We start from the raw sequence: 13,127 nt of genomic DNA, 5'->3' as shown, positions 1-13,127 counted from the left end.
GCACTGTAGCGCCGCCCGGCCGTCCCGGTGTCAGGTCCCGTGGGGCGGGGTCCCGGCGTCGAGGACGGTCCGCAGTGGGAGTTCGCCCGCGGTGGGCCCGGCCAGCAGCGTGAACCGGCCCGGCTCCAGCTCCCAGCCGTGCGTCCGCGCCGACCAGTGCCGCAGGGCGCGCGCGGGGACCCGTACCCGGGCGGTCGCCGCCGCCCCCGGGTCCGCCGTCACGGCCGCCCAGCCGGCGAGCCAGCGCACGGGGCGCTCGACCGCCGAGCCGGGCCGGGCGAGGTGGACCTGGACGACCTCCCGGCCGCGCCGCGGACCGGTGTTGCGCAGCCGCACGGGGACCTCGTAGCCCCCGTCGGGCAGCGGCTCCGGCCGGCCGATCCTTTCGAACTTCCAGGTGGTGTAGCCGAGTCCGTGCCCCAGCCAGTAGGCGGGCGCCGGCGCGCCGGGGCGCAGCCAGGCGCGGTACCCGACGTGCAGGCCCTCCTCGTACGGGAGGACGCCGCGGCGGGGCCGGGTGGTGCGGACCGGGGCGTCGTCGAGGGCGGCGGGCCAGGTGGTGGGGAGCCGGCCGCCGGGCTCGGCGCGGCCGAGGAGCACGTCGGCGAGGGCGGCGCCGCCCTCCTGGCCGGGGAACCAGGTGAGGAGCACGGCGGCGGGGTCCGCGCGCCACGGGAGTTCGACCGGTCCGCCGCAGTTGACGACGACGATCGTACGAGGGTTCGCGCGGGCGATCTCGCCGATGAACCGCCCGTACCCGGGGTCCAGGTGGAGCGTGTCACGGTCGCGCCCCTCCGACTCCCCGCCCTCGTCGGTTCCGACCACCACCACGACGGCGTCGGCCCCGCGGGCGGCCTCCACCGCGGCGGCCGCCGCCCGGCCGGGGTCGGCGGGTGGCGGGGCGGCGGCGAGGACGGTGGCGCGGCCGGTGCCGGCGGCCAGGCCGCGGCGGGCGACGATCCGGACGGGCCGGCCGGCGGTGAGGTGGACGCGGGCGGTGTGCAGGGGCGGGCGGACGTGGAGGACGGCGGGGTCGTCGGTGCCGGGCGGGAACTCCCCCTCCAGGACGGGCGTTCCGTCCACGGTGAGGCGGAGCTCGCCGAAGCCGCCGATCCCGAGGGTCCAGGGTCCGGTCGCGTCGGGGTGGAGCACCGTGGCCAGCTCGACGGTGGCGGCGCCGGGCGGCAGCTCGGGCTCCAGCACCCGCCCGGACGGCGCCACACAACCCCCGAGCACGCCCCCGTCGCCCCCCAGCACCCGGACCCGCACCCCCGGCGCTCCGCCGCCGGGCTCCCGCACACTCCCCGCCCCGGCGCCTGCGGGGCCCGGGCCCACCGGCTCCGGGGCCGCGGCCGGCTGCGGGCCGGGTTCGTACCCGATCCGGACCGGCGCCGGCAACGCCGCCCGCAGCCCGGCCAGCGGGGTGACCACCCCGTGGGGGAACACCTCGGAGCTCCCGCCGCCCTGCACGCGCGGGGCCACGGCGTGCCGCCCGATCACCACGACCCGCCGCAGCGCCCCGGCGTCCAGCGGCAGCACGCCCCGGTTCTCCAGGAGCACGAAACCGGCGGCGGCAGCCTCCCGCAGGGCCCGCCGCACCGCGCCCACACCAACGGGCGGGCCCGCCTCCCCGAGCGCGGCGGGGTCCGGCGGGGCGTCGGGGGCCTTCGGCCCCGTGCGTGCCGGGACGGGGTACGCGTACGGGGCCGCCGCCGGAGCGGGGCCGAGGGCGTGGACGCGGGCGGCCAGGCGCAGGAGGCGGCGGAGCTTGTCCGCCACCACCCCGGCCGGGACCTCCCCGCGCTCGACCGCCGCCACCAGCCCCGCGCCCCACGGCCCGCCCGGCCCCGGCATGGCCAGGTCCTGCGCGGCGGCCGCCGCCGCGGCCGTGGAGCGGACGGCCCCCCAGTCCGAGACGACCACCCCGTCGAAGCCCCACTCCCCCTTCAGCGGCTCCGCGAGCAGGGAACTCTCACTCATGGTCATGCCGTTGACCTTGTTGTACGCCGACATCACCACCCACACCCCGGCCCGCACCGCCGCCTCGAAGGGGGCGAGGTACACCTCGCGCAGCGTCCGCTCGTCGACCCGTACGTCGAGCGTGAGCCGCTCCGTCTCGGAGTCGTTGGCGACGTAGTGCTTGGCCGTGGCGGCCACGCCGCGCGACTGGATGCCGCGGATCAGCGCCGCGCCGGTGCGGCCGGTGAGCAGCGGGTCCTCGGAGAAGGCTTCGAAGTGGCGGCCCGCGAGGGGGCTGCGGTGCAGGTTGAGGTGGGGGGCGAGCAGGACGTGGACCCCCTTGCGGCGGGCCTCGTCGCCGAGGAGCTCACCTAGCCGGCGGACGCGGTCCTCGTCCCAGAGCGCGCCGAGCGCACTCGGGCAGGGCAGCAGGGCGGAGGTGTCGCGGGCGTCCCAGCCGGGCCCGCGCACCCCGGCTGGCCCGTCGGAGAACACCATCGGGGCGAGCCCGAGGGCCGGTTCGGGGTGCGTGCGCCAGGTGTCGGCGCCGGTGAGCAGCCGGACGCGCCGCCCCAGGTCCAGCCCCTCGGCCGGCTGCTCCGCCCGGCCGTCCCGGTCACCGTCGTCACCCTCACGCATGTACGGGTCCCCTTAGGCCGGGCCGGATCGGGTCGAATCAGAACGCTCGGAGAGCGCTCTCCCAGATAGTCCCGGCCTACCGGCGACCATGTCAACGCCCGCGCACAGGACCGGCGTTACCTCCGCGTACCCGTCACCGGACCGCTCAGGACGGACCGGCCCCCCACTCCAGGGACCGCCAGACCTCCTGCGCCCACGCCAGGTCCGCGGGGTCTTCGTGGGTGCAGAACACCCCGGCAGCCGCGCCGGAGGCCGGCGCGGTGAATCCGTAGAACTCGTGCCGCTCCCGCCCGTGGTCGTGCGGGGTCAGCCAGAAGGCGTGCCGCAGGCCCCCGGCCAGCGGCTCGACGAGCCGCTGCGCGGGCAGCCGGTCGGGGGCGCCGGCGAGCAGGACGGAGAGGAACTCCTCGGGGGTGCGGCCCGGCACGTCGTCCGTGAACACGGTGACGGCGGCGCTGCGGTCCGGACCGGCGAACTGGTCCGCGCCGTCGGCGAACCGGGCGGTGAGGCCGGCGCTGCGGACGACGGACCAGCGGTCGCCGAGGTCGGTGCGCACGTCGACGGGGAGCTGGTGCGGGAAGCGGCTGAGGACGTGGTCCCGGTCCCAGGTGTCCGCCAGGATCCGGGCGGCCAACGGTGCGTGGCCCGCGACGAGATGCGGCAGCTCCTCGGGTTCGGCGACCCGGGCGGTGAACGGCGCGCCCAGCAGGTCGTCGCCCCAGGGCCGGACCTTGTTGGCGAGCCTCCCCTCGAAGGCGAGGTCCGCGTAGCCGGGGTCCTCCCACCGGGTGTGGGCCTCGCGCAGGACGGCGTCGTCGACCTCCAGCCAGATGCCCAGGACGAGTTCCGTCCCGTGGGTCAGCCGGACGGGCAGCAGGCACCGGACGAAGGAGCCGACGCCGTCGACCCGGAGCAGCGCGGAGGGGCCGAGCCGGTGTCGCGCCCCTTCGGGCGCGGCGAGGGCGGCGTCGGGCAGGTTGAAGCCGACGTCGATGCGCCGCTCGTCCGTCAGGGAGTCGCCGCAGCAGGAACAGGAGGGCAGGTGGTCGCTGGTCACGCCGTCACCCTAAGCAGCGGCCGCACCCGCCCCGACGCCGGGGCGGGCGGCGCGGCCGTCCGGGCCGACGCCGACGCCGACGCGCGGCGGCTGCGGCCGGGCTGTCACTCGTACTCCGTCCCGCCCTTGCGCGTCAGGTAGGCCGGGCTGACCGCCTTCGCGAGGGCGCGGCCGCCGGTGACGGTGCTGTGGCGTTCCGTCGCCGCGCGGATGACGACGCCCTCGCGCAGGTGCAGCCCGCGCCCCGAGACGGTCTCCCGTCCGTTCGCCAGCTCCAGCACCTTCTCCAGGTCGTACGGACCCTCGAAGAGCCGTGGCACCAGCGGGAGTTCGCCGTCCTCCAGCACCCGGGCCGGATCAAGCCAGCGCACCTGGCCGTCGATCTCCGCGGACACGTCGAAGACGGCGTACCCGGGCGGCGCGTCGGCCGCGCCGCCGCGCGCCCCGTACGCCAGGTCCTGCACCCCCGAGCCGTACACCTCGGCGAAGATCCCGACCTGGGTGGCCCCCAGCCGGGCGGCCAGCCGGGCGGCGGCCTCCGGTACCCGGTGGCCGCGTACGGCACGCCAGTAGAGGTTTCGCTCGTCCTCCTTGAGCGCGAGGCCCTTGGAGCCGAAGCCCTTGGAGGAGACCAGGACGCGCTCACCGTCGGCGACGTACGTCAGCAGGCAGGCCGTGCCGTGCAGCTTCTCGGTCAGGATGACGGGCTCGCCCGCCTCGAACACGTGCGGGTAGCGCCTCAGGTTCTCGATGTCCGTCCACGGCAGCAGTCCGGGGGCCGCCTCGACCTCGCCGTTCATCGTCGTGGGCACGGGCGGCGACCACTTGACGATGCCCAGCGCGGCGGCGAAGTCGGTGCCCCCCTTCGCCGCGAGCTCCAGGTCCACGGCGGCCAGCGCGCGCGGCCGGCACACCAGACCCTGCGAGAGCTCGCCGCGCAGCCGGACCGCCCGCACCCGGTCGTGGGCGCCTCCGGCGAGCCGTCCCGTAAGACCCAGCTCCTCGATCAACGGGGCTGGCAGGACAGCCTGTTCGGGTATGTAAAGGGCGAAGTCACCGCTGCGGTAAGCGCCCTTGGCGACGACGGCCCGGTACAGGCCGACCTGGGCCAGCTCCAGGGCGTCGGCGTTCGGGTGCGGAAGCACGGTCAGTCGCTCGACGGTGACGCGCAGGGTGGACATCGCACTCGGCTCCTCGGGACAGGCGCGGAAGGGGTGGGGCACCACTGTCCGGCGGCCCATTTACGCTGGTCCAGCGAATATCGCGGTGCTAGCCTGCGGCGGCGCGCGCGGGGACCGGAACACCGGCGGGCCCCTCTTCCCGACCCCAGGAGGCCGTCATGTCATCTCGTCCGGTCACGGTCGTCACCGGCGGCAGCCGGGGCATCGGCGCGGCGGCCTGCGTGCGGCTCGCCGCCGACGGCCACGACCTGGTGCTCGGCTACGTACACGACGGGGCGGCGGCCGAGGCGGTCGCGGAGCGGGTACGGGGGGCCGGCGCGCGGTGCGTGACCGTACGCGGGGACACCTCCGAGGAGTGCGCGGTGGAGCGGCTCTTCGACATCGCCGGGGCCGAACTCGGCGCCGTCACGGGCCTGGTCAACAACGCCGGGGTGACCGGGCCCCTGGGCCGTCTCGCCGACGCCCGCGCCGAGGACCTGCGGCGGGTGGTGGAGGTCAACCTGCTCGGGTACCTGCTGTGCTGCCGGCGGGCCGCGCGGGACATGGCGGAGGGCGGCGGCGGGGCCATCGTCAACGTGTCCTCGGCCGCCGCGACCCTGGGCAGCCCCGGGGACTACGTGCACTACGCGGCCACGAAGGCGGCGGTGGACGCGCTCACGGTGGGCCTGTCCAAGGAACTGGGGCCCGACGGCGTCCGGGTCAACGCGGTGGCGCCCGGCATCATCGAGACGGGGATGCACGCGGCGATGGGCGACCCGGAGCGGCCCGCCCGCGCGGCGGCGGGCATCCCGCTGGGGCGGCCGGGGCAGCCCGAGGAGATCGCCGGGGCCATCGCCTGGCTGCTGTCGGCCGACGCCTCGTACACGACGGGGACGGTCCTGCGGGTCGCCGGCGGCCGCTGAGCGGAGGCCCGGACCGGGCAATTGGCCCAGCGTGGGAAGCGGCCCGGACGTGGTTCCTCCGGTGACTACGCTCGGCGTCGTGATCATCTGGTTGAACGGGACCTTCGGCGCGGGCAAGACGACCACGTCGAGGGAACTCGTCGCGCGGCTTCCCCGGTCGAGGATCTTCGACTCCGAACACGTCGGTTTCATGCTGCGGCACGTCCTGCGGTCCGTGCCGGTCGAGGACTTCCAGGACTGGCCCCCGTGGCGGTCCCTGGTCGTGGAGACCGCCGTCCAGGTCCTCGACTACGTCGGCGGGACCCTCGTCGTCCCCCAGTCGGTGCTCGTGGAGGAGTACTGGGCCGAGATCCGGGCGGGGTTCGAGAAGGCCGGTGTGCCCGTCCGCCACTTCGTGCTGCACGCGGACCGGGAGACCCTGAGGCGGCGGATCGAGGCGGACGCCGTGGAGACGGGCGCCCGGCAGTGGCGGCTGGACCACCTCGACGCTTACGAAGCGGCCCGTCCGTGGCTGGGCCGGGAGGCCGAGTCGATCGTCACCACCGGCATCGCGCCGGAACGGGTCGCCCGGCTCGTCGCCGACCGCGTGGGGTGACGGCCCCGCCCCCTTCCGGGGACCTTCTCAGCCGAAGGCCGCGCGGGTGGCCGGACCGTAGGTCCCGCTCGGGTCGCCCTTGATGTCGCGGTCCCGCTGGAGTTGCGCCACGCCGCGCCGCGTCTGGTCGTCGTAGACGCCGTTCGGGGAGACGTACGTGAACCCCTGCCCGTAGAGCCGCTCCTGGAGGGCGCGCACCTCGGGCCCGCGGTCCCCCGGGCGCAGGGTCCCCGGCGCCCCGGCCGACGGCTTCGCGGCGGGTGCGCTCGGCCCGGGGCCGGCCGGGCGGGTCGCGGGCTCCCCCGACGGCCGGGCCCCGGCCGACGGGCTGCCCGGGGCGGCGGACGCCGAGGGCGTGTGCGAGGGCGCGGGCGCATCGGGCTCCCCGGCGCCGGGGCTGCGGGCGGGCAGCGCGGGCAGCGCCAGCCCGGGGTGCGGGACGCCGCCGGGGTCGGGCTCGGGTGCGGGGTCGCGCAGCAGGAACGCCAGTACGCCCGCCACCACGAGCGCGATCACCACGAGAGCCGCCAACGGCGGGCGGACACCCCGCCGGGCGGGCGGCCCGGGGTCACTGCCGCCGCCGGGCCTGGTGGCCGACGGCGACGCGGCGACCGGCCCGAGGGGCCGGGCGGACTCGGCCGCCCCGGGCGCCGGCGGCCCGAACACCGGCGAGGCGACGCCCCCCGGGCGGCCCGCCGGCGCTCCCCCGTCAGCGCCTCCGCCCGGCCCGATGGGCCAGACCGACGCCGCCGCACCACCCGCGGACGCGGGAACCGGATACGGCGCGGCCGCCCAGCCCGAGCCCGAGGACGGCATGGTCGACGCGGACACTCGGTCCTGGCCTGGGGACGGCGGTACCGGCGTCGGCCGCGTGGACGCCCCGCCCGCAGCCAGGTACGGCGAAGGCGTCATCGGCGGCGCCGATGCCCGGCCCGGGCCCGGGGACGGCACGGTCGGCGGCGTCGGCGCCGACGCCCGGCCCGGGCCCGCGAACGGCGATACCGGCGTCGGCCGCGCGGACGCCCCACCCGCAGCCGCGTACGGCGGAGGCGTCATCGGTGGCGCGGGCGCCCGGTGCGGCGGGGTCCCCGCCCGCGGGGCCGGGCGGGGCGAGGGGGGCGCCGCGTACGGGCGTATGAGGCTGTCGGCGTCGGGCTTGGGGCCGGTCTCGTCGGGGGGTGGGGTCATCGGTCGTCTCCCGGCACGGTCGGGGGCCGGTGCGGCGGTGCGAAACCGGCCCCCGTGCCGCCGGTCAGGCTCCGGGCCGCCGGGCGGCCGGGGCCGTGCCCGTTCCCGCGGCCGGCGCGGTGGCGCCGCCGAACGGGAGCGGGACCGTCGTGTCCGCTCCGACCGCAGCGGAGCGCCCGCCCGCCGGGGCCTTGGCGGCGGGCGAACCGCCCATCAGGGCCGGGCCGGGTGTGGAGCGGACGGCTGTCGACATTCCAGTTGTCTCCGAAGTGCGGCTCGCGGGGTGCCTCTTGACCAGGGGGCCTCCTGGCCGGGGCTCCTGACCGGACTCTTTCCGTCCGAAGCCACTCCGGTCAAGCCGGATGTCCGATCCGCCCCCATCCTTCCGTTCTGTGTGAGACGGCCCCGGCACCCCACGGCCCCGTTTCACCCGGACGCGTGAGCGGCGCCGCCCGGCCGCAGCCGACTACGGCATGGTGGTCGAATGCAGTTACGCCGGGCCGCCCTGCCCCTCTCCCTCCTGGCGCTCCTCGCGAGCGCGGGCTGTGTCGCCGCCGGGCCGGAGTCCGGCGTTCCGGGCCCGGCGCGCGGCTCCGTACCGCCCCTCGACTCCCCGGACACCCCCTCCGGCCCGCACCCCGCCCCCCTCCCCCTCGGCGAGCTCCCCGACGCCGACCCCGCCCCCTCCCCCACCCCCGATCCGCCGCCCGGTCCCCCCGAAGCGGCACCCTCCCGCGCCCCCCGCCCGGCGCAGCGCGCGCCGAAGCCCACCGTGCCGCGCCGCGCCCGCCCGCTCGGCCCCCCGCCCCCGCACACCCCGCACGTCCCCCGGCCGGCGCCCCCGGGCCCCCCGCGCGGGGACGAACTGTGCGCGGCGGCCGAAGGCGCGCTCCCCCCGTCCGTCGTGGACCTCTGCGTACGCCAGTACGGGCGGCAGACTTGACCCTCACACGGTGTCAGGCCGTCCACTGGAAGGCGTCATGTTCACCATCGGAGACTTCGCCAAGCACGGCCGGGTGTCGGTCCGCATGCTGCGTCACTACGACGCCCTCGGACTGCTGCGCCCGGCCCGTGTCGACCCCGTGACCGGCTACCGGTTCTACGAGGCCGGGCAGCTCGCCCGCCTCAACCGCGTCATCGCGCTCAAGGAGCTCGGCTTCACCCTGGACCAGGTGGGGGCGGTGCTCGACGAGAAGGTGAGCACGGAGGAGCTGCGCGGCATGCTGCGCCTGCGCCGCGCGGAGCTGGAATCCGCCGCGGCCGAGGCCGCCGCGCGCCTCACCCGGGTCGAGACGAGGCTCCGGACCATCGAGAGCGAGGGCACCATGCCCACCGAAGAGATCGTCGTGAAGAGCCTGCCGCCCGTCCGCCTGGCGGAACTCACGGGGGTGGCCGCCGGTTACGCCCCCGAGGACATCGGGCCGGTCATCGGTCCTTTGTACGAGGAGCTGTGCGCCCGCGTCGAGAGCGCCGGTGTCGTGCCGACCGGTCCGGGCCTCGCCCACTACGAGCCCGTTCCGGGCGGCGAGCCCGGCTCCGTCCTGGTGCACGCCGGGCTCCCCGTCGCCGGGGCCGTCCGTGCCGAGGACCTGGGCGGCGCGGTCCGGATCGTCGAACTGCCCGCGGTCGAGCGGGCGGCGACGGTGGTGCACCGGGGGTCCATGGACGGGGTGCTGGCGACGGCGCAGGCCCTGGCCCGGTGGATCGACGCGAACGGGCTCCGCTCGTCCGGGTACGCCCGTGAGCTCACCCTGGCCTGCCCCGAGGACCCCGGCCAGTGGGTCACCGAGCTCCAGGAACCCCTGACGCCCTGACGGCCCCCGGCCTCCGGGCAGCCCCGGACGGCCCGAGCCGGGCCGCGCGGGACACCGTGCGGCGGGTGCGCAGGGCCGTGCCCCGGCGGACCGTCCGCAGTCGGCGGGCGGTGGCGTGGCCGCGGCGGCGCCACTCGGCACCCGGCAGCCCGGCGCGCTGCCCGCCGCCGCTGATGAGGGCGTTGACCGGGGTGTGCGGGTCGGCGGCCAGCCCCTTGGCGACCAGCACGCCCACCACCAGCGGCGCGAGGGCGACGGCGAGCGCCGAGCCGGCGGCGCCCACGGTGCGCAGGCGGGGCCGGTGGCGGATGCCGGAGCCGGCGTCGGGTGCGGTGGCCGTCGGGGTGGTCATGACGCCATTCCAGCAGCGGCGGCGCGCCGGGGAATCGGCGCGCATACTCAGGCCGTTGCGCACGGAGTACTCAGACGAGTCAGACGAGGAGGGGGTGTTACGAGTGCCGCAACCGGACCCGGAACCGGCGGGGCGCGGCTTCGAGCCCGCGAGCGGTGACGGCCCGGAGCCGGCCGACGGCGGTGCGCGGGCCGCCGAGCTGCGCACCGCCTACGAGGGACTCATGCAGATCCGGCGCCTGCTGGGCGGCGGGGCGGACGTGCCCGCCCCGTGGGAGCTGCGGCTGATGCCCCGCGCGGTGGCCCTCGTACTGGAGGCGGCCGGGTTCCCGCCGTCGGCGGTGGACGACGGGGGACGGCGCTGCCGGACGGGCTACCGGGTGGCGGACGCGGGGCCGGGCCGGGTCGAGGTGTCCTGGCCGGGACCGCCGGGGAGCGGGGCCGCGCGGGAGGAGCAGGAGCGGCTGACGGCGTGCGCGGCGGAACTGGAGCGCCACGGCTGGGAGTGCCTGCTGTACCGGGGCCCGCGCGGCCGCCGTTTCCTGGAGGTGGAACCGCGCCGCTGACCCCCGCCGCATGCGCCGCGGGCCGCCGCGGAGGCCGGCCGGGGGGTTCCAAAGCGCCCCCGGCCGGCCCGCGTCACGGGGCGCCGAAGGTCAGCGTCAGCCGCGGAGTGCCCTCGTTCGCCGCGGCCTCGGAGGACCACAGCCACAGCGCGTCCGTTCCGGCGCCGGTCAGCGCCAGGCCGTAGGAGCCGCCGAGGGCGGCGGCGAGGGGCGCTGTGTCGAGTCCGGCGGTGTGGACCGCCGAGCCGTCCGGGATCCCCGGGAAACCGCCGAGCGCCCCGGATCCCAGGTCCGGGCGGTTGCGGTACGTGGTCCCGCCCTCCGTCCACGCTCCGGTGACCGGGACGACCGAGACGGCGTCCGCCGTGCCGGCGCCGGCCATGGTGCTGGTCTTCACGCTCAGCGAGGCCGCCTTGAGCACCGTGCCGGCCGGCGCGGCCGGCAGGGCGAAGCGCAGGTAGCTCGCGTACAGCGGGGTCCCGCGTACCGCCAGGGAGCCGGAGCCGCCGAAGTTGCCGTCCGGTGCGCCCGCGTTGGCGTACGTGTCCTCGGTGGCCGTGAGCTGGACGACGGTGTCGGCCGGGGCGGAGGCGAGGTCGTGGTGGCGCCGCACCTGCGCCGCGCTCAGCACGCCGGGGTAGACGGCCGTCTCGTCGATCAGGCCCGCGAAGTGGTCGCTCGCCGGGCGGTCGGGCCAGCCGTTGAGGTTGTCGTAGCCGACCCGCCAGTAGCCCGGGTAGTTCTCGTGCGTGGTGACATCGAGCGTGCCCTGCTGGGCGCCGTCCACGTACAGGGTCATGCCTCCCGGCCCCTGGGTGGCCACGACGTGGTGCCACGCGTTGTCGTTGTAGGCGGCGGTGGTGGTGATGGTGCGGGTGGCGCCGGTGTAGACGCCGTAGACGAGGCGGCCGTCGTCGGTCATGTAGACGTGCTTGTCGTACTGGCCGCTGCCGTCGGTCTGCCGGCTGCCGAAGCCGACCAGCTTCCCGCCCCGGGTGGTGCCGGTCTTGAACCAGGTCTCGATGCTGTAGGTGCCGCCGACGCTCTGCCGGCGGTCGCCGTAGACGTGGCCGGCCGTGCCGTTGAAGCCGATCGCCGTGCTCGCGCCGCCGACCGCGCCGGGTGACTGGCGCAGCGCGGGGGCGTCCTGGTGCACGCCCGCCTGGTCGCCGGCCGAGGAGTCCGCCACGTACGGGAGGGCGGTGTCGTCGTAGCGCCAGTACAGCTGGGCGCCGTCCGCGCGGACCTGGGTCGGGTACGCGTCCGCCGAGGTGGGGACGGTGACGGCGACGGTCCCCGAGGGGGCGCTGACGTTGCCCGCCGCGTCCGTCGCCGTCACCCGGTAGGTGTACGACCGGCCGGCCTGGGCGGTGGTGTCGGTCCAGGAGGCCTGCGGGCGCCGGAAGAACAGCGAGTCGGCGGTGACCGTGGCGATCGGGGTGGCCGCGCCGTCGCGGTAGATCCGGTAGGCGAGCGCGCTGTCGTCCAGGTCGAGGCCGGTGCGCCAGCGCACCTGGACCTCGCCGGGCCGGAAGGCGGCCGCGCTCGCGACGGGGGCGGTGGGCGCGCCCGTGTCGCCGGTGGCGGAGAAGCGGGTGAGGCTCTGCTGCGCGGCGCCGTTGACGGTGGTGAACTCGCCGCCGACCCACAGGTAGGGCGTGCCGGCCGTGGAGCCGACCGTCATCACGCGCGGACCGATGCCCTCGCCGATGCCGTCGTTGGTGTCGGGCGCCCAGCCCAGCTTGCCGACGGAGGTGGTCGGCTGGGCCAGGAGGTGGTGGCGCGGGCCGTCGGGGTATTCGCCGACGCTGGAGCAGTCGTGCGCGTGGGAGGCGCTGTAGAGCACGTCCTGGTATGGCAGGACCGCCTGGGTGGCGCCCAGGCAGGTGTCGCGCCAGCGCTGGCCGAAGTCGGACAGGTTCAGGGCGATGCGGCCGTCGAAGACCCCGCCGCCGGTGCCCTCGTTGCCGGTGTAGAAGCCGGTCGCGTCGGTGGCGATGTCCTTGACGACCGAGTTGGTCTCGATGAAGCCCGGATAGGACCTGCTGAGGGCGCCGCTCGTGGCGTCGGCGACGGCCAGGGCGTGCGTGTCCGTCCCGTTGACGGTGAAGAAGTCCCCGCCGAGCAGCACGTTCGCGCCGTCGGGGGTGACCTCGACGGCGCGGCCCGGGTCGTCGGCGTCGGCCCGGAAGGGGCGCAGGGTGCCGTCGGCGGCGTCGACCGCGGCGAAGCGCCGGCGGGGCTGGCCCGCGACGGTGAGGAAGTCGCCGCCCGCGTAGACGGTGTCGCCGGTGACGGCGATGGCTCGTACGGTGGCCGCGAAGGCGGGGCGGAAGGACGGCTTCACGGTGCAGGTCGCGACGTCGATGGCGGCGATGCTGGAGACCGGGGTGCCGTTGACGGCGCCGAAGTAGCCGCCCGCGTAGAGGGTCTTCTGGTCCGGCGAGAGGGTGAGCGCGCGGACGGTGGCGGTGCCGCTGCCGATGGTGAAGGACAGGGTGCAGGAGGTGGGGGCGCCGGTCGCGGCGTCGAGAGCCGCGAAGTTCACCGCCGGCCGCTCGCCGCCCGCGGCGCCCGCGGGCGGGCGGACGGCGGAGAAGGTGCCGCCGGCGAAGACCGTGCCGCCCGCCTCGGCGAGGGCCCAGACGATTCCGTTGGGCTGCCAGGTGGGCAGCGCGTCGGCGGTGAAGGCGACGGGCGGGGTGACGGCCGCCGCCGGCGGGACGGGGCCGAGGCCGACGAGCGCTCCGGAGCCGGCGAGGACCAGGGCGAGAGCGGCCACTGGTCCTCTGGATCTACGGGTGGATCTACGCATGAACCCCCCAGTTCGGTGTGCGTCACGGTGCGGCACGCGGGCTGCGGCGCACCGGCGTAC

At 76.9% G+C, this 13,127-nt stretch carries 12 protein-coding genes; 5 read left to right on the top strand and 7 right to left on the bottom strand.

Annotated elements, in window-relative coordinates; genetic code table 11:
• Positions 1-30: 30 nt before the first annotated feature.
• From ACZ6ZT_RS05040 to ACZ6ZT_RS05030, 3 genes are all read right to left on the bottom strand, one after another.
• Positions 31-2,598, bottom strand: a complete 2,568-nt coding sequence (locus ACZ6ZT_RS05040; RefSeq protein ID WP_469715616.1) for a glycoside hydrolase family 3 C-terminal domain-containing protein — start codon at positions 2,596-2,598, stop codon at positions 31-33.
• 145 nt (positions 2,599-2,743) lie between these two features.
• Positions 2,744-3,655, bottom strand: coding sequence for a DUF2199 domain-containing protein (locus tag ACZ6ZT_RS05035; RefSeq protein ID WP_469715615.1), 912 nt, complete (start codon positions 3,653-3,655; stop codon positions 2,744-2,746).
• Between the two features lie 104 nt (positions 3,656-3,759).
• A complete protein-coding gene (locus ACZ6ZT_RS05030) occupies positions 3,760-4,836 on the bottom strand; it encodes an RNA ligase (ATP) (RefSeq protein WP_469715613.1) in 1,077 nt (358 codons plus the stop codon).
• Between the two features lie 158 nt (positions 4,837-4,994).
• Between ACZ6ZT_RS05030 and ACZ6ZT_RS05025 the strand changes: the two genes are divergently transcribed.
• Together ACZ6ZT_RS05025 and ACZ6ZT_RS05020 are read left to right on the top strand one after the other, a co-directional pair.
• Complete coding sequence (locus ACZ6ZT_RS05025; protein WP_469715612.1) at positions 4,995-5,738, top strand: SDR family NAD(P)-dependent oxidoreductase; 744 nt, start codon at positions 4,995-4,997, stop codon at positions 5,736-5,738.
• Between the two features lie 79 nt (positions 5,739-5,817).
• Positions 5,818-6,333, top strand: coding sequence for a P-loop nucleotide/nucleoside kinase family protein (locus ACZ6ZT_RS05020; protein ID WP_469715611.1), 516 nt, complete (start codon positions 5,818-5,820; stop codon positions 6,331-6,333).
• Between the two features lie 27 nt (positions 6,334-6,360).
• On the opposite strand, the gene ACZ6ZT_RS05015 is transcribed toward ACZ6ZT_RS05020, so the two are convergent.
• Together ACZ6ZT_RS05015 and ACZ6ZT_RS05010 are read right to left on the bottom strand one after the other, a co-directional pair.
• Positions 6,361-6,864, bottom strand: a complete 504-nt coding sequence (locus ACZ6ZT_RS05015) for a peptidoglycan-binding domain-containing protein (RefSeq protein WP_469715609.1) — start codon at positions 6,862-6,864, stop codon at positions 6,361-6,363.
• 721 nt (positions 6,865-7,585) lie between these two features.
• On the bottom strand, positions 7,586-7,774 hold the full coding sequence (locus ACZ6ZT_RS05010) for a hypothetical protein (RefSeq protein ID WP_469715607.1): 189 nt from the start codon (positions 7,772-7,774) through the stop codon (positions 7,586-7,588).
• A 231-nt stretch (positions 7,775-8,005) separates the two neighbouring features.
• On the opposite strand from ACZ6ZT_RS05010, the gene ACZ6ZT_RS05005 reads away from it, so the two are divergent.
• Both ACZ6ZT_RS05005 and ACZ6ZT_RS05000 read left to right on the top strand, forming a co-directional pair.
• Complete coding sequence (locus tag ACZ6ZT_RS05005; RefSeq protein ID WP_469715605.1) at positions 8,006-8,464, top strand: hypothetical protein; 459 nt, start codon at positions 8,006-8,008, stop codon at positions 8,462-8,464.
• A gap of 37 nt (positions 8,465-8,501) precedes the next feature.
• Positions 8,502-9,335 (top strand): MerR family transcriptional regulator, encoded by an 834-nt coding sequence (locus tag ACZ6ZT_RS05000; protein ID WP_469715603.1) that lies wholly within the window; start codon positions 8,502-8,504, stop codon positions 9,333-9,335.
• Here ACZ6ZT_RS05000 and ACZ6ZT_RS04995 read toward each other — a convergent pair.
• Positions 9,304-9,687 (bottom strand): hypothetical protein, encoded by a 384-nt coding sequence (locus ACZ6ZT_RS04995; RefSeq protein ID WP_469715601.1) that lies wholly within the window; start codon positions 9,685-9,687, stop codon positions 9,304-9,306. The two genes, ACZ6ZT_RS05000 and ACZ6ZT_RS04995, sit on opposite strands and share 32 nt — an antisense overlap.
• Before the next feature lie 103 nt (positions 9,688-9,790).
• On the opposite strand from ACZ6ZT_RS04995, the gene ACZ6ZT_RS04990 reads away from it, so the two are divergent.
• Entirely contained in the window at positions 9,791-10,252 is a 462-nt protein-coding gene (locus tag ACZ6ZT_RS04990; protein ID WP_469715600.1) for a hypothetical protein, read from the top strand.
• Between the two features lie 73 nt (positions 10,253-10,325).
• Here ACZ6ZT_RS04990 and ACZ6ZT_RS04985 read toward each other — a convergent pair whose 3' ends face one another.
• Positions 10,326-13,067: a LamG-like jellyroll fold domain-containing protein gene (locus tag ACZ6ZT_RS04985; RefSeq protein WP_469715598.1), complete on the bottom strand. Its 2,742-nt coding sequence runs from the start codon at positions 13,065-13,067 to the stop codon at positions 10,326-10,328.
• Positions 13,068-13,127 lie beyond the last annotated feature (60 nt).

It is taken from the genome of Streptomyces sp. NPDC102258 (assembly GCF_055584685.1).
Note: the sequence above shows the minus strand (reverse complement) of the source record. Positions and strands in the feature narration are given on the sequence as shown.